Origin of the sequence: Stieleria marina, assembly GCA_007741555.1 — a bacterium.
Classification (GTDB): Bacteria; Planctomycetota; Planctomycetia; order Pirellulales; family Pirellulaceae; genus K23-9.
This window is the reverse complement of the sequence record CP036526.1, coordinates 650,829-668,292: the sequence shown is the minus strand read 5'-3', so window position 1 is coordinate 668,292 and position 17,464 is coordinate 650,829. Positions and strand designations below refer to the sequence as shown.

The 17,464-nt window shown below is 54.2% G+C and carries 13 protein-coding genes and 1 tRNA gene; 12 read left to right on the top strand and 2 right to left on the bottom strand.

The genetic code is table 11. The annotated features are described in order from the left end of the window. Positions 1 to 123: 123 nt before the first annotated feature. From K239x_RS02410 to K239x_RS02400, 3 genes are all read left to right on the top strand, one after another. Positions 124 to 2,751: a S9 family peptidase gene (locus K239x_RS02410; protein ID WP_419189581.1), complete on the top strand. Its 2,628-nt coding sequence runs from the start codon at positions 124 to 126 to the stop codon at positions 2,749 to 2,751. A gap of 101 nt (positions 2,752 to 2,852) precedes the next feature. Beyond that, positions 2,853 to 3,470 carry a hypothetical protein gene (locus tag K239x_RS02405; RefSeq protein ID WP_145416087.1) on the top strand — a complete coding sequence of 206 codons (618 nt, stop codon included), beginning with the start codon at positions 2,853 to 2,855 and terminating at the stop codon, positions 3,468 to 3,470. Positions 3,471 to 3,528: 58 nt separating this feature from the next. Next, a complete protein-coding gene (locus tag K239x_RS02400) occupies positions 3,529 to 4,437 on the top strand; it encodes a hypothetical protein (RefSeq protein WP_145416086.1) in 909 nt (302 codons plus the stop codon). A 67-nt stretch (positions 4,438 to 4,504) separates the two neighbouring features. On the opposite strand, the gene K239x_RS02395 is transcribed toward K239x_RS02400, so the two are convergent. Together K239x_RS02395 and K239x_RS02390 are read right to left on the bottom strand one after the other, a co-directional pair. Further along, positions 4,505 to 5,608, bottom strand: coding sequence for a slipin family protein (locus K239x_RS02395; RefSeq protein WP_145416085.1), 1,104 nt, complete (start codon positions 5,606 to 5,608; stop codon positions 4,505 to 4,507). A 447-nt stretch (positions 5,609 to 6,055) separates the two neighbouring features. Then, a tRNA-Arg gene (locus K239x_RS02390) sits at positions 6,056 to 6,131 on the bottom strand. A gap of 340 nt (positions 6,132 to 6,471) precedes the next feature. Here K239x_RS02390 and K239x_RS02385 point away from each other — a divergent pair. The 9 genes from K239x_RS02385 (at position 6,472) to K239x_RS02345 (ending at position 17,419) form a co-directional block, all read left to right on the top strand. Next, positions 6,472 to 8,760: a ribonuclease R family protein gene (locus tag K239x_RS02385; protein WP_145416084.1), complete on the top strand. Its 2,289-nt coding sequence runs from the start codon at positions 6,472 to 6,474 to the stop codon at positions 8,758 to 8,760. A 54-nt stretch (positions 8,761 to 8,814) separates the two neighbouring features. Continuing rightward, on the top strand, positions 8,815 to 9,897 hold the full coding sequence (locus K239x_RS02380) for an NHL repeat-containing protein (RefSeq protein ID WP_145416083.1): 1,083 nt from the start codon (positions 8,815 to 8,817) through the stop codon (positions 9,895 to 9,897). 244 nt (positions 9,898 to 10,141) lie between these two features. After that, on the top strand, positions 10,142 to 11,260 hold the full coding sequence (gene gcvT / locus K239x_RS02375) for a glycine cleavage system aminomethyltransferase GcvT (RefSeq protein WP_145416082.1): 1,119 nt from the start codon (positions 10,142 to 10,144) through the stop codon (positions 11,258 to 11,260). 33 nt (positions 11,261 to 11,293) lie between these two features. After that, entirely contained in the window at positions 11,294 to 11,695 is a 402-nt protein-coding gene (gene gcvH / locus K239x_RS02370) for a glycine cleavage system protein GcvH (RefSeq protein ID WP_145416081.1), read from the top strand. Between the two features lie 85 nt (positions 11,696 to 11,780). Then, positions 11,781 to 12,593 (top strand): lipoate--protein ligase family protein, encoded by an 813-nt coding sequence (locus K239x_RS02365; protein WP_145416080.1) that lies wholly within the window; start codon positions 11,781 to 11,783, stop codon positions 12,591 to 12,593. Between the two features lie 400 nt (positions 12,594 to 12,993). Then, complete coding sequence (locus K239x_RS02360) at positions 12,994 to 13,692, top strand: FHA domain-containing protein (RefSeq protein WP_145416079.1); 699 nt, start codon at positions 12,994 to 12,996, stop codon at positions 13,690 to 13,692. Between the two features lie 57 nt (positions 13,693 to 13,749). Continuing rightward, positions 13,750 to 14,382, top strand: a complete 633-nt coding sequence (locus K239x_RS02355) for an RNA polymerase sigma factor (RefSeq protein WP_145416078.1) — start codon at positions 13,750 to 13,752, stop codon at positions 14,380 to 14,382. Next, entirely contained in the window at positions 14,379 to 14,990 is a 612-nt protein-coding gene (locus K239x_RS02350) for an anti-sigma factor family protein (protein WP_145416077.1), read from the top strand. The genes K239x_RS02355 and K239x_RS02350 overlap by 4 nt, the downstream gene beginning before the upstream one ends. After that, the gene (locus K239x_RS02345) at positions 14,987 to 17,419 is read left to right on the top strand and encodes a carboxylesterase family protein (RefSeq protein WP_145416076.1); all 2,433 of its coding nucleotides are present in this window, start codon (positions 14,987 to 14,989) and stop codon (positions 17,417 to 17,419) included. Before K239x_RS02350 ends, K239x_RS02345 begins: the two co-directional genes overlap by 4 nt. Positions 17,420 to 17,464: the final 45 nt, after the last annotated feature.

Here is a 17,464-nt window from a genome sequence, read left to right as displayed (position 1 = left end):
TTTGCCTGGATCGACCTCGACAGGCTAGAAACAGTGCGACGGGATCGGCCACCCCGGACAAGGCCCACAACCTACATTCGACGACTGGTAGCTTCGTCTGATGCACAGCGAGTCGTCGGGGCGATGTCCGAAAATCCCCCCGTCATCCTGGACGTTCAGTCTCGGAATGTCACACCGATAAGCATCGACACACAGTCCGCGAAAGATCAAGGGATCATTCCAACCGGGATTCCACAGGACCTATCGTCTGACTCCAAAACTTTCCTCTACTTGGACGACAAGCGACACCAACGCGGGTGGGAGACACGCCGGATCGTCTTGTGTGATCTGGCAACAGGTGCGGTAAACCTACTGCCCTTTTTTCCAACGCCGTCAAAGAAGCCGACCACAGCCAAACGAATCGATACCCCGCTTCCGTTTGCCATTTCGCCATCAGCGACCGTCAAAAATGCGAGGTTCTTTATCAAAGCCAAGTACGTGGTCGCGGTCAACCAACAGCAAGAACGCGATGGATCATTTTTGTTTTGCATCAATGCGGCAACGGGCGAGTGCACCCGACAACGATCGCTCCCCGATCTCGACGCAGAGGTATTTGCCGTTGCGGCAGAGGCACCGCTAGTGGCCACCGTGAACGGAAAAAACGGCAGCATCAACATCTGGAAAGGCGCCCACTTGGACAGTCATTGTGAACTAGCCGCCCAAGGCGCAGCGCCTCGATCGATCGCTTTCACCAAAGACGGAAAACACTTGGCTGCGATTGACAAATCAGGACTAGTCTCGCTCTGGGATGTTGATGCAAAGCATAAACAAGACATTGGATTGCACGGCGGCGAAGGTCTAACGATCATTTTTTCCCTGGACGAGATGCAGATTTTTTCTTCAGCGCGTGACGGTCGAATCAAAGGCTGGAAAACGAAAGACAACACGCCTTTGTATGCCGAGACCTCAGAAACGATGAAAGAAGTCGCCGCGGCGAAGCCACCGCAGGCGGAACAGTTAGCCATCTCCCCTGATGGACGCTTCCTGGCGACGATCGAAATTGCAGGCAGTGACGCGGGCAGCGTCAAGATTTGGAATGCAGCGACAGGTGAAGGCGTTTGGGAACAGTCCGTGACGGATCCAACCGGAATCGCATTCACCACGAAGCCTTCCCAATTGCTGGTCGCCAGCAAATCGGGGTCGCTAACCAAGCTGGACCTTCAACAGATCGGATCGACTGGCAGTGTTTCGCTTCCACCAGCCAAATTGCCTCGCCTACCTGAGAGATTTCAGGCCAGCAGATTCCTTGGACGTGGAGTAGCAAATACCTGCTCTGAATTGCAAGTTAGCCGAGATGGTCAAGTCATCGCCGTGCGCAGTGGTCCTTACCTGCGGCATGCAAAACTGAATGCTCTTGGCCAAATGACAACGTTCGCGAATGTGACGTGGAACGCCATGAGCTCCCTTTCTAGTACGCAAACCTTCCAGGCAGTTGCGATCAGCGGGGATGGAGCATTGATGGCGGGAGCATCGCGGGGGCGAATCTATATCCGGCGTGTTGCAACCGGCGAAAACATCCAGGGCATCCGGATTCGCAGTAGCTTGAAAAAAAGCACTTCTCTTGATTTTTCTGCTGACGGTTCACAGATTGCCTGTCTAGTCGATGGCGAGACGGTGGTCTATGACGTTTCAACCGGGCGAGCCATTCAAAAAATCGAAAACTCCACGGCAGCCATCTTTTTTGATCGTGCCGACGGCAAGATCTTGCACGGCAACAAAATGGGGGAAGTGACGGTAACCGACGTCAGCACCAAACAGTCAAGCGTTTTGTTTGCGATCGATCATCCAGTCAAATCGTTGTCAGTCGATCGACAGGGGTGCATCGCAGTACTTGATGGAACATCGGCGGTTCATTTGTATGAACCGACCGAAGGACAGCGAGCAAGACAACAGACTTGGACCAGGCTGGGCAACCAAGAGTTCATGCACGTGCAACCTGGGAAAATTGTTCCCGATGGCCAAAGCTATTCGCAATGGCGAGAACGATTTCAAACACGGATCATCGGCATCGAATCAACGATGACGCGGACGTTCGTCGTCCCTCGACTAAGTGGATCCGAACGCGTCTTGTACCGTTCGGCTGGTCGGCGAATGAAAGCCCTCCTGCACAAGCCAAAATCCGCCGCAAGGCAACTACCGGCACTCATCTACCTTCATGGTGGCTACAAATTGGGGGCCGAAGACATGACCAGCGTTCTAGAAGTGACTGGCGAACGATTCGTGGTGATGACACCAGCGTTTCGTGGCGAAAATGGCAACGATGGCACGTTCGAGATGATGTGCGGCGAAGTCGACGATGCCCGCGGCGCAATCCGATGGCTGGCGACCCAGCCTTTCGTGGATCCAAAACGAATCTACGTGTTTGGCCATAGCTTGGGAGGTGGTGTGTCGGCACTGTTGTCACTCCGTGATTCCGTTCCCATTGTCCATTCAGGTAGCTGTGGCGGACTTTACCCCGACGAAATTTTTGACGAGTGGACTGACATCACTCCCTTTGACGACACGCCGGCCGAACGAAAAGCACGTTTGCTAATCGGCAACGTTGAACACATGCAGCGCCCGCACTTTGCCTACCTGGGAAAGTCTGATCCGCTCGCCACGATTGCCGACATTGACACGCGTGACACCCAGCTCCAAATAAAAAGGGTCGCCGGCGATCACTTCAGCAGCTTGAAAGAATCACTACGCTTGTACATCGACGAAATAGAGTAGCCATCGCCCCTCGGTCTTGAATCGACTCGACTGGCATACAGGTCTACTGTGTGCGACGGACACTCGCCCGCGTTTTCCCTTCATCCCTCAAAGGCATTCTGATGCGACATTTCCTTACTGCGGCACTTCTGTTGATCGCCACGTCATCTGTTTCAACGGCTCAAATCAATACTGACACTTTGGTAGACGACCACTACACAATCGACTCTTACAAAATCCGCAAGCCGTTACGCGGAGACTGGAAAATCGAAAACGGCATTGCCGCTGTCACGCAAGACGACGAACTCTACAAAAAACACAAGAACCACGGACCGATCATGGTCTACGAAGTTCCCCATGACGATGCTTCGGCCGAAGTCGTGTTCAAGTCAACCGGCTGTAAAGCTGTCGTTTTCACGATGGATGCCACAAACGGCGGTCATGCTTTTCGCATCAAGCTGTCGCCCAAAAGCCCCGGCAGCGTGCTGACTTACATTAAAGAGCCTGGTGCAAACAAAGCGACGCCAGTCTTTTTAAACAAAACTCTGCCGACACTTACCGAGGAAAAATGGGAAACACTGAAAGTGAAAGTCGTCGGCGATAAAGCCACCGTTCAGCTGGGCGATTCGACGATCAACGTTCAACACGAGATGATTGACCAGCCCAAAAAGATCGCCAAACTCGGATTCTCCTTCGGCAGTCTGGAATTGAACAAGTTTCATCTTTCGGCGGTCAAGTAACGGCCGACAGAGAAGCCATCGACATTCCCCACCTGCCCTTCACGAAAACGATTAATTAATGGCTGCAACCGAATTGACCGACGGAGAAGTGACCGAAAAACTCCGCTCGATCAACATCGATGTCACAACGCTGCCATTTCCCGTCGACGAATCGAAGTGCTTTCCCAAACTTGGCGGCATGGGCTGGAAAGGCGATGTCAAGAAACGCATCAAACTGCTTCATGCTTGCCAAGATCAACTTCAAAAAACGTTGAAGGAAGGTGAGGAAGTTCTGTACATCGGCAAAGGTGTTCAGCAGAAATTCGTCGAGCAGTATTTCATGGGTATCTGGGCTCAGTTCATTAACCAGACCGTGTTTGTGTTTACAAATCTTCGAGTCATCCTTCTGAACTCCAACACCAAGGGTGTGCCGAAGCACCAGTTTTGGTCGATCTACTACAACGAGATCGCCAAGTTCAAAGGCGGATTCATGGGCGGATCGCAGCTAAAACTGTTGGACGGATCCAAATTCAGCTACAGCGGTTTCAAAGGTCACGACAAGAAAGCGATTCCCAAAGTCGTCGAACACGCTCGACAAGAATACGCGACTCTAGGATTTACACCACAGTCAACTCAGTCACGCGAAACACTGTGCTGCCAGTGCGTCGAAGTCGTTCCAAAAGAAACGTACCAGTGTGGCAATTGCGGCCAAACGTTTTACAAACCGACGGAGCTTGCCTTGCGATCATTGATCTTCCCATCCTGGGGAGATTTCAGCATGGGGCACACGTTATTGGCACTGATCGAATTGGCCGGTTACTTGCTCTCCTGGTTCATTTTTGCCGCTGCGATCGTCGCTGCGATCAACGATCCCGAGGCAATTGGCGGAGCGGTCGTACTGGGCGCATTCGTTGTGCTGGCTCATGTCCTCGATGCGATTTTGACGTACTACATCGCCAAAAAGGGCCTTTCACCTCGAAAGTCCTAGCCGGAAACTTGCCGCCCGACTGACGCATCAATCGAAAGTCGGGCGGCTTCATTTCCATCAGGGCCGATCAAATCAGGTTGGTCAGCTTATCGGTCAAACGACCGTCACCGACATTCACTTTCAGCGTTCCGCTTTGAGCAACTCGTTCGAGCGTTTCCAGTTCGCGCAAACGCATCAACGCCGGGTTGTCCGCTAGCAGCTTTGCCGTGTTGGCTTGGCTACGAATCGCGGCCGTTTCCTCGCGCCGAGTGATCAAGTTTGCCTCCGCAGCCTTGCGGGCCTGAACCACTTGATTCATCAATTCCTTCATGTCTCCAGGAAGGATGATGTCCCGCACACCGACGCTGACCAGTTCGACTCCGATTCGCACCGCCGCTTCTTCGACCGACTTGGCCAGTTCGACCGACAGCGAATCACGATCGTTCAGCAAAGCGTCCAGGTCTCGCTGCCCCACCGCCGTACGCAGCGCCAACTGCACTTCGCGGTACAAAGCTTGCTGCACATCCGAAGTTGCTTCGACCGTTCGCGCTGGATCGACCACACGGTAGACAACGTTGACGTTCAAGCGAAGCGTCACGCGATCCGCCGTCATCAATTCCTGGCCACCGATGTCCAACTGCGTTTCACGCGTATCGAGTTCAATGACCTGAGCCTTTCGCCCTGATCGCCAAAAAGCGTACAGACCTGGGCCAACGGTTTCGATGAATCGTCCATCAACTAGCTTCACGCCCACACGCCCGGCACCGACACGGCAAACGTCCAGCAATCGCGCGGCGACCGAGTTTTCGACGATCGCTGGCAACTGAGGGTGTTGCAACTGCAGACCTTCGTCGTCAATTTCGACGATTTCGATGCGCACAGCATGCGGGTCGTTCCAGAACGCAAACAGACCAGGCGACAACGCCATGAAGAATCGGTTGTCGATCCAAACCAGTGCACGCTGATTGTCGCTCAAGTCGACAACGGTCGCTTGAGCGTCGATCAAACCACTGCGGACGATTTCAGACAGACGAGCATCCAACAGGGACACTTCGCGACGATCGAATACGATCACTTCGGCGCGGCCCAGAACGACACGACGACCTGCGTCCAGACGCTTCGTTTGCACACCACGGCGCAGAACGATTGCCGTTTCGAAATCGCGAACGAGAAGGTTTTGAATACCGAACATGGGATGATCTTTGACTTGTTACTTGGTTGTAGTCCCGCGACGTCTCTCGCGATCCTACGGTAGAAATGCGTAAAAAATGGTGGCCGAACTTCGCAAAAACAGCGGGCCATTGCCGAAGGATCAACAGCGGGGATTTGCACCCATCTTCGTGGCGCCAATTCTCCTTCCGCTCGAAGAAGAATTGGTTGGCTAAAAAGACATCGACAGTCCGCAAAGCTCTGATCGTTTGGTGCCTCGTGATCGACCAATTGCCATGCTTAGGAGAATCGAATCTCCCGCCAACTCGTTCGCCTTTCGCTCGATGCGTTGCATCGGGCCAGACAGAGCGAGCCATCAGGGTTTTAGTCACCTAACCATCAGCGTCTCAATCGTTCACGTGCGCATGGCCCCTGCATCGAAAAGTTCGACACACCGGTGGAGCGTTTTGCAACGCGCTGTCCAAGGGTTTGGACATTTGGATGGGAATCGAACCCACTACCGACAGAACCGAATTCTGTTGCTCTACCCGATGAGCTACCAAATGGTTGATCGACAGGAGAGGCTTTACATGCCGGTCAGGAACGCATTGCACTGATGGACAAGTTCGATGGAAGAACTCGCCAAGCCAATAACGCCTCCGGACACCCATCCAGCGAACGAGAAAGAAGAGCCAAACCGCTTGAGAAGGTTCGCGTTGGATCGATCCAGCCGGCGTGCAGCCCCCGCGGGGGACCAAACCACAGGCGATCGCCGTCGATGAGCAACTAGATTTCGCGCGAACCTTTCCCTCTCCGTTGGTGACTCTGTAGGCATAACGCACCTTTCTAGCTGGCGGATCTGTCTGCCATGGTCCGTATTTTGCGGCGATGCGTTATGTTTTTGTAATGGATATTTCAACTCAACTGGCCGATCGCTTGATGCGATTGGTCGTCTCGGCCGACTACCGGCCCAGCAAACCCAAGCAAATCGCCACGCAGCTGAAGCTCGACCTGGAAGGGTACCGAGAGCTTCGCCGGGTGATCAAGCAATTGGTGCTCGAAGGTAGATTGGTCTATGGATCAAATCATTTAGTGTTAAGTACAGGCTCGGTCGGTGGACCGACAGACAGACTCCGCGGCACGTTTCGCCGCGCTCGTGGAAGCGGATTTTCCGCCGGCGGCGGCTTCGGCTTTGTCCGTCCGAACAATGGCGACGGCGATGACAGCGAAGCTCAAGAAGATCTCTTTGTGCCGCCAGGCCGAACGGCCGGCGCGTTGGATGGCGACTTAGTCGAAGTCACCGTGCGCCCCAGTCACAAAGGCGGCAGCGAAGCAGCGGTCGTCGATATTTTGCAACGGGCGCGCCGGCAATTTACCGGCACGTTTCAATTGCTCGATGGAAAACCCGTCGTCTTTTTAGATGGCACCCCCTACGACAAACCGGTGCAAGTCGGCGACGTTCGCGGATTGCCACTGGATAAAGAAGACAAAGTCTTTGTCGAAATGGTCGACTACCCCGACGACGACGGCAATGGTGGCGAAGCCGTCATCCTGGAACGATTGGGCAGCAACAGCAATCCCGCGATCGACACGATGTTGATCATGCGACAGTACGCGTTGCCCGAAGAGTTTCCCGAAAAGGTACTCGACGCCGCTCGCGAACAAGCCGACGCGTTCAACGATGACGAAGTGCCGGCGGATCGCAAAGATTTGACGGACATGTTGACGATCACGATCGACCCGTTCGATGCGAGAGATTTTGACGACGCGATTTCACTGCAACTTGAAGAAGGCGGTCGCTGGCGATTGTGGGTTCACATCGCCGACGTCAGTACGTTTGTACCGCTGGGCGGCGCGATCGATGAAGAGGCTCGTAATCGTGCGACCAGTATTTACTTGCCCGACCGTGTGGTCCCGATGATCCCCGAGATCATCAGCAATCACTTGGCCAGTTTGCAGCCCGATAAAATGCGTCTGGTCAAAACGGTCGAGATCGAAATGCAGGCTGACCTGACGATCTCGCACACCGAAGTCCACAACGCCGCGATCCACAGCGACAAGCGACTTAACTACCAACAAGTCGATCAGTATTTGGCGGATCCCGACAAATACCGTCAGGATTGGGGCGACGCCGTTTGCGACTTGCTGACCAACATGCACACGTTGGCGATGAAAATGCGAAAGGCCCGCTTCAAAGGCGGCGCGCTTTCGATGGACATGCCGGACATCAAATTGGAACTGGACAAATCTGGCAAAGTCAAAGGTGCTCGCGAAGTGGAGCATACCGAGAGCCATCAACTAATCGAAGAGTTTATGTTGGCCGGCAACCAGGCAGTCGCGACTTGGCTGGATGACCTGGGACTAAACTTTCTTTCGCGTCTGCACCCGTCGCCCGAACGACGCAAGCTTCGCCAGTTGAGCCAGTTCGTCAAAGACCTTGGGATCGATGTCGGCAAAATCGAAAGTCGCTTCGAGATCCAAGCTGTCTTGGACAAAGTCGCTGGCACGCCGCTCGAAAACGCCGTGAACTTCAGCGTCTTGAAAAGCATGAACAAAGCGGTCTACGCGCCGCAAAAAGATGGCCACTACGCGTTGGACATGGAGCACTACTGCCACTTCACCAGTCCGATCCGTCGCTACCCTGACCTGACGGTTCACCGGTTGGTTCAGAAATTATTGGAAGGCAAAAAGACGCCCGACGATCCATTCCCTGTCCTCATGACGCTTGGTCATCACTGCAGCGACATGGAACGCAACGCGGCACAAGCCGAACGCGAGCTGATCGAACTGAAACTGTTGCATTTCTTGAAACGCCGCGTTGGCAAACCGATGGAAGCGATTGTCAGCCGCGTCTATCCCGATGGTCTGCACGCTCGATGCGTCGGATTGCCAGTCGATGGCTTTGTCCCGGTCACCACTTTGCCTAAAGACAAGTACCGCTACGAACGTAGCGGACAGATGCTGATTGGGTTCAAGGATGGAAATCGCTTTCGCTTGGGCGACCAACTAAGCGTGGTCATCGCGAAAGTGGATTTGCAGGAACGGCAGCTTTACCTCACGGTCGAAAAAAACCACTCGGCACATAAAGGCCTTCCCCAGACGTCCAAGAAACCCAAGGCGACCGGCAAGTATTCGGACAAACGCCAAAAGGAACGTCGAGAGAAAAAGAAACGCAACAAGCGAAAGGGAACTTGAGCGGAGTGTAAGATTGGCAATTCTCTCGCATCGAATTTGGTCAGGTTAGTCTCGATGAAACTGGTTCGCACACAGCTGCTTTTGTTTTTCGTTTTCGTCGTCTCGCTGCCGATGGCAAACGATTCGATCGCCATCGACCCAAGCGTCGAATTTATTGTCGGTGGATACCGTGCCCCCGAAGGTGGCCAGTGGGAGCCTGCTGAGAGTCCGCTGGACTCCCCGTTTGGAATCGACTTTGACAGTCGGGGCAACCTGTTCGTCGTCGAACTTGGCGGCGGACGTGTGCACAAGCGATCAACCGACGGTTTCTTGTCGCTGCTCGGTGGTGATGGCAGCAAGAGCTACCGCGGCGATGGAGGCCCGTTGCTGCAAGCGACATTTAACGGCATGCACAACTGCGCTGTTGCCCCCAACGGTGATCTGTACATCGCCGACAGCTGGAACCACTGCATTCGCAGAGTGGAGCATCACTCGAGAACCATTACGACGTTTGCGGGCACAGGAGAAGCAGGTTTTTCGGGTGACGGAGGGCCAGCCCGGCAAGCGACTTTTGACTTCATCATGTGCATCACGCTGAATCACGACGCAACCAAATTGCACGTCGCTGACTTGAAAAACCGACGCATTCGAGAAATCGACTTGCAGACGAACAAGATCATCACGGTCGCTGGCAACGGCGACAAAGGCATTCCCACCGACGGACACGATGCGACAACAAGCCCGCTTGTTGATCCTCGAGCCGTCGCCGCCGATTCGAAAGGTCGGATTTACGTGCTGGAGCGGAACGGGCAAGCTTTGCGAGTCGTTCATGCGGATGGTTCGATCTACACCGTCGCTGGAACCGGAAAGCGGGGGTACAAGGATGGCGATGCGATGGATGCAACTTTTGGTTCTCCCAAACACATTTGCATCGATGATCAAGACAACGTCTATGTGGCCGATGACCAGAATCGAGCAATTCGAAGATACGACCCAAAAAACAAAACGGTTAGCACGGTCCTGGGAAACGGGCACGGCGATGCCAAGATCCAGTTGAGTCATCCACACGGAGTGACTTGGGAAAACAAGTCGCTGTACGTGGTCGATACGGGGAACAATCGAATTCTAGAAATCACTCCCGACTCGGTATCCCAGTGACCAAATTCCAGTGACCGATTTCCCGTGATCAAATTCCAGTAACCATAATTCAGTGCCACAGTCGTTCACTTGATCCGGGCAACTGCACTGAAACCTCGGCTCGCCCATCGCTAGTGATCGTGGGTAGTGATCGCCGCGAGTGTTCGCGGCTAGTGATTGCCGCTGGGGATCTGTCTTCCGGGTTTGGCTTCGGGGTTTAACTTCGGGGGTTCTCTGCCAATTTTCCGCGGCTAAACTCACTCTCATGACTACATCACTTGCAAAGACACCGCTGGATGCCTGGCATCGCCAAGCCGGCGCGAAGATGGTTCCGTTCGCCGGCTATGAAATGCCGATTCAATACTCGTCCATCGTCGATGAACACAACGCTTGCCGGACGTCCGCGGGATTGTTCGACGTGTCGCACATGGGCCGACTGCGATTCGATGGCGATGGTTCGGAACACCTGCTAGATCATCTCCTTACCCGCCGCATCAGTGATCTAGGCGTAGGCAAAGTTCGCTACGGATTGATCTGCAATGCCGACGGCGGCGTGCTGGACGATGTATTGGTGTCGCATTTGAAAACACCGTCGGAGCGTTACTACCATCTGATGGTCGTCAACGCATCCAACCGCGAAAAAATCTACAAGTGGATCGAACCGCACCTAGCGGATTTCCCAACCGTGACGATGACCGATCGGACGGACGTTACGGCGATGATCGCGGTCCAGGGTCCCAAGGCGATCGAAATCTGCAATCGTCTATTCAACGTCGACATCAGCAAACTGAAGTACTACACCGCTCGAGTCACGGAGCAGATGGGAAAACCCGTCATCGTCAGCCGAACGGGCTACACCGGCGAAGACGGATTTGAGTTGATTGTCCGCGCCGAAGAGGCCAACCGCGTGTGGGAAAACATCATGATGGCCGGACGCGACGTAGGATTCAAAGCCGTCGGGTTGGGCGCTCGCGACACTCTGCGAATGGAAGCAGCGATGCCGCTCTATGGACACGAACTGGACGAACAATCCGATCCGATTTCTGCGGGACTAAAATTCGCGTGCAACTTCAAAGACCGATCTTTTATCGGTGACGAAGCCCTTCGCCAAATCGTCGCAACGGGTCCCAAACGAATTCGCATCGGGCTTGTTCCCGATGGCAAACGCCCGGCCCGCGAAGGCTGCGAGGTTCTGTCTTCCGATGGAGTGAAAATCGGCGTGATCACAAGCGGCGGCCCTTCGCCTACGCTTGGGCATCCCATTGCGATGGCTTATGTTGACGCTCAGCATGCTGCGGATCAGTCGTTTCAAATCGACATCCGCGGCAAGACGGCTTCGGCCAAGCAAGTTAAACTGCCCTTCTACAAACGTCCCCAAACTTGACCCCCCTGCGTAGTCGCGAAGAGGAACCCAACGATGTCGCGTGATCAAACCAAACTGCTCTACGCCGAGACTCACGAGTGGGTCGACGTTGCCGAAGAAGGTGGCGACAAGATCGCCACCATCGGTATTTCAGCATTTGCGATCGAACAGCTCAACGACCTGGTTTACATGGACCTGCCAGAAATTGGCAAAGAGCTAGCCGTCGGCGACGAGTTTGGCGAAGTCGAATCCGTCAAAGCCGTCAGTCCTCTCTACAGTCCTGTCAGTGGCGAAGTCGTCGAAGTTCACAGCGAACTGCCCGACGACTTGGAAAAGATCAACGCCGACCCGTATGACTTTGGCTGGATCATGAAAGTCAAATTGAACGACGGCGAATCGCTTGACCGTTTGATGGACCACGCCGTGTACGAAAAGCAGTGCGCCGAAGCTGGTTAAGAGATCGAGATCTGACATTTCAAATTCGACTTCATCCCAACCGGGCCGACTGATCGCGCTGGCCTCGGACTCCGGTGCCTGGAACATGTCACTGGACCAGGCTTTGCTGGAATCAGTGAATCAGTCACAGATTCCGATGCTGAGATTTTATCAATGGACAGAGCCAACGCTTTCGCTGGGCTACTTCCAAAAACTGGCTGACCGCAACCAGCATGTCGCCAGTAGCGACGCGAATTGTGTTCGGCGGTCGACCGGCGGCGGATCGATCCTGCATCACCACGAACTGACCTACAGCATCGCCATACCGGTGACGTCGTCCCACTCCGGGGCAAGACTGGATCTGTATCAGGGAATGCACGCGATTATCAGCGACGCCCTATCGGATTGGTCGATCAAGGCCGTCCCCCACCGCGACATCAACCATCGAACGATCGACTGCCGCCCTACCCCACTTACCACGCCGCCAGCGGCAACGACTCTTGCGAAAACGAACGGGGTGACATCGGACCAGCCACCTCCCGGTCCGCAATCGTCGACAACGGCCGGTGGCATCAGCGACGAAGCCCTGCTGTGTTTTCAGCGGCGCACCGACGAAGACCTGATCGTAAGCGGCTACAAAATACTCGGCAGCGCTCAGCGACGAGCCAAGAACGCTGTCCTGCAGCATGGAAGCCTGTTGCTCCAGGCCAGCCCGTTTGCGCCTGAACTTCCAGGCGTCTTGAATCTGGGATCCCGCCCCCTTTGTGAAAAAGAGCTAGCCCAGGCGATCTCAACATCGTTTTCTCAAAGATGGCAAATCGACTTTCAAGCCAGCAAAGTATCCGTCGACGAAACAACTCGAGCACGCGAAATCGCAGCGACCCGGTTCAATTCGACCAGTTGGTTAAAACGCCGATAAAGCGACAAACAGATACCCTGCTGGGGGGTTTCATTTCAAAAAGTTTGTCTCGCTGCTTCATTATTTTGTGAAAACAGCAATTCGTAGCGGGTAATCCGTCGATTCTTTCCATAAAGGCGTTTTCGCACTCTGGAAATTGCCTAGAATGTGATTGCGGGGAAATAGTCAACTTCAAGGTGTAGGATGGTTGGCCTATTTAACCCTGCAGGGACTTCTCTTTTAGTTTGGTGATGCCGATTGGCGTGTCTTTGACCGCTTGAGTGACGGGGCAGTGGCTGTACTGAAGAGGCACATTGAACACATGCTTACAGAGAAAAAGCTCTGAGGCGGTGCTCCGCACCCTTTGCAACACGTCTGTGATGCAAAAATCAACTCAGCAGCGATAGAGACCAGGTGATCTATGAAAGTGAAACTGAAAGTCTTGGGTGGAAGCCACGATGGGAAAGAGATTTCCATTGGTAGCGAGAAGTTCCTTGTAGGACGAAGCGAGTCCTGCCAGCTACGCCCGAAGAGTGAATCCGTTTCACGAAAACACTGCATCCTGGTTCTGCGCGACAACCGCTTGCTGATTCAAGACCTTAAGAGCCGCAATGGCACTTACGTAAACGACAAGCGTCTGCCATCGGACAAAGCAAAAGTGCTGAAGCCCGGTGATGAACTTCGTATCGGCAAACTAAAATTCGAAGTCTTGATCGAACACGGTTTGCAGGCTGCCAAGAAACCCGAAGTCGCCGACGTTCAGGACGCTGCCGCCAGAACGGTCGAAAACGCCAATGAGAGCCGATTCGAAGCGGTTGATGTCAGTTCGTGGTTGGACGAAGCCGATCAAATCGATCGCGTCCGCAAACTCTCGGACCCCGAGACGCGTCAATTCAAGCTGGAAGACGCCAAGCAGGCTGCCGATTCAAGCAAAAGCGACTCCGAAGACGACAGCACTGATTTGTCGGTCGACGAATCGACTGCCAATCTCGAAAAGAAACGTCCCCCGAAGAAAAAACAGCCACCGCAGAAGCTTCCTGAAGGCTTGAAAAAGTCGATGAAGGACTCCTCTCGCGATGCGGCGGACGATGCGTTGAAGCGATTCTTTAGCGGACGATAGCGTGGTTCTGGTGATGTGCCAGAACTTGGTCAATGGACTTTGGGAGATCGCGTTCCAATGGACGATTCCTGCGCAGCCTTGGTGCGACAAGTCCAGCAGAATGATCCCGTGGCGTTTGCCCAGCTCTTTGGCAAACACTACACCGCTGTTTTCAATCGCTGCTTACGTCTTCTTGGACATCGCCAAGACGCCGAAGACGCCACCCAAGAGACTTTCTCGCGAGCGGTGCGGTACATCCACCGTTGGGACACCCGGCGGCCGCTGGAACCTTGGTTGATCACGATTGCGGCCAATCGCTGTCGGACTCAACTCTCGCGGCGACAACCGCTTGTTTCGCTGTCGGATACAAACGATGCGTCCGCCGATTCTCAAGCGACTTCTCAGATCGCGATCCGGCGTGAACAACAGCAACGCGATGCCGAGTCGCTGACCGAAGAAGTAGAACTCGCGATGGCAAGCCTGCCTGAAAACCATCGTCGAGCGTTCAAACTGTTCCACGAACAAGGATGTGACTATCAGCAGATTTCGCTCCGACTGGGCTGCCCGATAGGAACGGCTAAAACCTGGGTTCATCGTGCTCGTGAATCCATGATGCAAAAACTGTGTGATCGAAACGTCGTCCAGGCTCCCATGACGAGCCAAACTGACCAACCAAAGCCACGCACTGATTCCGTGGGGGCCGATCAATGAATTGCGACGATTTCAACGAGTGGCTCCACACGCGTCTGGACCAACACTGCGAACCGATCGAATCGACACAGATTCGCGATCACACTAAACACTGCGCGGCATGCCGTGGTCAGCTGGAGGCCTGGCAACAGATTTCTTCTGTCCTGCCGACCAATCGTTTGCACGACGCTGTCAGCATCGTTCCCGCACCACGAAAAAACGTTTCAGCCGCGGCAATGATCGTGCTGGCCTGCTCTGCTAGTGTCATCGGCATTTTCTTTGGCGTCTCATGGACAACCCAACCGGGCACCCCGGTCGCACTGGCCGAACATGCCTCGCCAAACATCGCCCGGCCGTCGGTGCAGCCACCGGCATCGCTGACCGAATCAGCCTTCGCAACCGATGACCAGCCCGCCGCGCCTTATTCCGTGGTCACGCCGGATTCCGTGGTCACGATCGATCCCGGATCGTGGTGGGTACGCGTCAATGAACGCGATTGGATTGACAGCACGATGCCAAACGTCATGCCAACTGTGAATTCAATGCGTGACGGAGTGGCACCACTGGGGCGTTCATTTGCCCAAGCAGTGGCTTTACTGACACGAATGGGTGGAGACCAAGCTTCGTGATTAACAAACAAACCCCGCCGACCAACACAACTGATCGGTCTGCCACCAGGATTGCCAAATTTCTGCTGGCGATCGGAATCATCGGCCTGTTCGTCACTGTCACAGGAGTTGCCGAAGAAAGCCTTCGGCTAAAAAACGGGCTGATGATTCAGGGCAATGTTTTTGAGTTGCCGAGCATGAAGGAAGGATTCGCGGCCGCTGGCGGAGGCATCAAATCTCAGCCAATTGTGATGGTCGACGACGGGCTACGTCGCGTCTACTTGTATCGCCGTGGAATGGTGCTCGGTGAACCGCAGCAAATTCGCGGGATCGAGGAAACGATCGAGTTTGATTTCGATGCACCGCTTAATGGCAAGCCGATCAGCGTCTTAGATTCGCTGCTGGGCGTTTCTCCATTCAACGAATTTGCTCGCCGAGTAGTCAAGATCCGCGGTCTTAAAGGAGAGACACTTTCGATCTTGCAAGGGATCACGGAGCTGAACACGCGTTATGCCAAGGTCGAAGCTCTCAAGGATCGGCCTTCGTATATCTGGGATCAACGTGTTGCCACCAGTTCGATCGACTCAGATACGTTGCAGGCGATTTTCGCGAGACGCCTACGACTGCCCAATCTGGATTCGGGTGACCAAATCGACCTGCACTATGAACACGCGCGTTTTTTCGGCGAAGCAAAACGCTTCAATGACGCTCGCAAAGTTTTGCAGCAGGTCCAGAAGGATTTCCCTAACGAACCTGATATCGAAAAACGACTGATCGCTGTCACGGAAGCCGAGGCGTCCGAGATCATTCGCGAAGCTCAACAACGTGCCGAAGTCGGACAAGAATCATTCGCCAGAAAGATCTACTCGGGTTTCCGACCAGACAACGTCGGACGGATCACCCGTTTAGAAGTCCAAGACGCGATCGCAAAACTCGATAAGACCCAAGCATCGATCGACGATGTGATGGCAAAATTGCGTGACAAATCAAAACAGCTCAACGCCAAGCAGATCGCTGCGATCAATCCCTTGCTGGATGAAATGCAGACGGGACTCTCTGCGTTTACTTTGCCGCGATTGAGTGCATTCCTGCTAGCTGACAAAACGGGCCTACCTGTCGACAACCATGTTGCCATGGGCATTAGCGGCTGGCTGCTGGGATCGGGACAGGGAGTGCAAAATCTGAGCGTTGCCATTTCGATGATCACCGTGCGAAATCTAGTGGCTGAGTACTTAGCTAGCGATGATCCGGGACGACGCAAAGCAATCTTGTCGGAGCTGGCCAATTTGGAAGGAGCTGAACCGGACTACGTGGCTCGAATGTTGCCGCTGCTTGTCCCTTCGCGCAAGCTCCCCAATGAGGCAGAACACGAGACGATCAAAGGCATGTTCACAGTCGGACGCGATTTGCCATCGGCTACTGTGGATGTCTCGCCACGGTATATCGTCCAGCTGCCGCCCGACTACGACCCGCTGCGCGAATACCCCTGCATTGTCGCGCTGCATCCGCCCCAAGGGACACCGGAACAGCAGCTTGACTGGTGGGCAGGTCCGTGGAATCAGCAACTGAATTTCCGCGGCGGCCACGCGACTCGGCACGGCTACATTGTCGTCGCGCCGGCTTGGACTGAGCCCGGGCAAGGTGTTTACAACTACACCCCTCGCGAGCACCAACGGGTACTCGTTGCACTGCGTGATGCGATGCGAAGAACATCGATCAATGCCGACCGCATTTTTATCGTCGGTCACGGCGATGGTGCGACCGCCGCTTGGGACATCGCGGTTTCGCACCCTGATTTGTGGGCTGGCCTGATCGCAATCAGCAGTGATCCGGGCAAAACAATTACGCACTACTATCCCAACGCCCAGCAGGTTCCAATCTACATCGTCCAAGGTTTTTTGGATCGCATCCGCAGCAAGAACAATCACGCGTTCAGCGGCATTTTGGAAGACTACTTAAATGTGCGAGCCGACGCGATGGTCGTCATGTACCGGGGATGGGGCTTCGCTTTTTTCTTTGACGAGATCCACCACCTTTTCGACTGGATGAACGCCGCTTCGCACCGACGTAAAGATATCCCACAAAAGATTGATCATGTCACGATGCGACATGGCGATGAATTCTTCTGGTGGTTGGAACTGGATGGCCTGAAGGATGGGACGGCAGTTGATCCCATTCTTTGGAACCAAGCCAAACGCATTCGCGGAAAGAAAGTTGAAGCCACCATCGGAGCAGACAATCAAATCCGAATTTCGCAGGGTCCCTCCGAACGTTTCATTGTTTGGATGCGGCCGGATATGGGAATTGACCTAAATCAACGTGTAACGATTCGCTATGGATCACGACGCACCGACCACGATTACGATCGAAACTTGGAAACGATGCTCGAAGATGTCCGCCAACGTGCAGATCGAAAACGTCCTTTCTGGACCAAGAAGGTCGTGCCTTAGATTGTCCCACCGGTGCCAAAGCGAGGTAGAATATTGGTTCTTTGT

Excerpts from the sequence above, each read along its gene's own strand:
- K239x_RS02410 (WP_419189581.1), top strand. The coding sequence starts at position 124 with ATGTCCGAAAATCCCCCCGTCATCCTGGACGTTCAGTCTCGGAATGTC.
- K239x_RS02405 (WP_145416087.1), top strand. The coding sequence starts at position 2,853 with ATGCGACATTTCCTTACTGCGGCACTTCTGTTGATCGCCACGTCATCT.
- K239x_RS02400 (WP_145416086.1), top strand. The coding sequence starts at position 3,529 with ATGGCTGCAACCGAATTGACCGACGGAGAAGTGACCGAAAAACTCCGC.
- K239x_RS02395 (WP_145416085.1), bottom strand. The coding sequence starts at position 5,608 with ATGTTCGGTATTCAAAACCTTCTCGTTCGCGATTTCGAAACGGCAATC.
- K239x_RS02385 (WP_145416084.1), top strand. The coding sequence starts at position 6,472 with ATGGATATTTCAACTCAACTGGCCGATCGCTTGATGCGATTGGTCGTC.
- K239x_RS02380 (WP_145416083.1), top strand. The coding sequence starts at position 8,815 with ATGAAACTGGTTCGCACACAGCTGCTTTTGTTTTTCGTTTTCGTCGTC.
- gcvT (WP_145416082.1), top strand. The coding sequence starts at position 10,142 with ATGACTACATCACTTGCAAAGACACCGCTGGATGCCTGGCATCGCCAA.
- gcvH (WP_145416081.1), top strand. The coding sequence starts at position 11,294 with ATGTCGCGTGATCAAACCAAACTGCTCTACGCCGAGACTCACGAGTGG.
- K239x_RS02365 (WP_145416080.1), top strand. The coding sequence starts at position 11,781 with ATGTCACTGGACCAGGCTTTGCTGGAATCAGTGAATCAGTCACAGATT.
- K239x_RS02360 (WP_145416079.1), top strand. The coding sequence starts at position 12,994 with ATGAAAGTGAAACTGAAAGTCTTGGGTGGAAGCCACGATGGGAAAGAG.
- K239x_RS02355 (WP_145416078.1), top strand. The coding sequence starts at position 13,750 with ATGGACGATTCCTGCGCAGCCTTGGTGCGACAAGTCCAGCAGAATGAT.
- K239x_RS02350 (WP_145416077.1), top strand. The coding sequence starts at position 14,379 with ATGAATTGCGACGATTTCAACGAGTGGCTCCACACGCGTCTGGACCAA.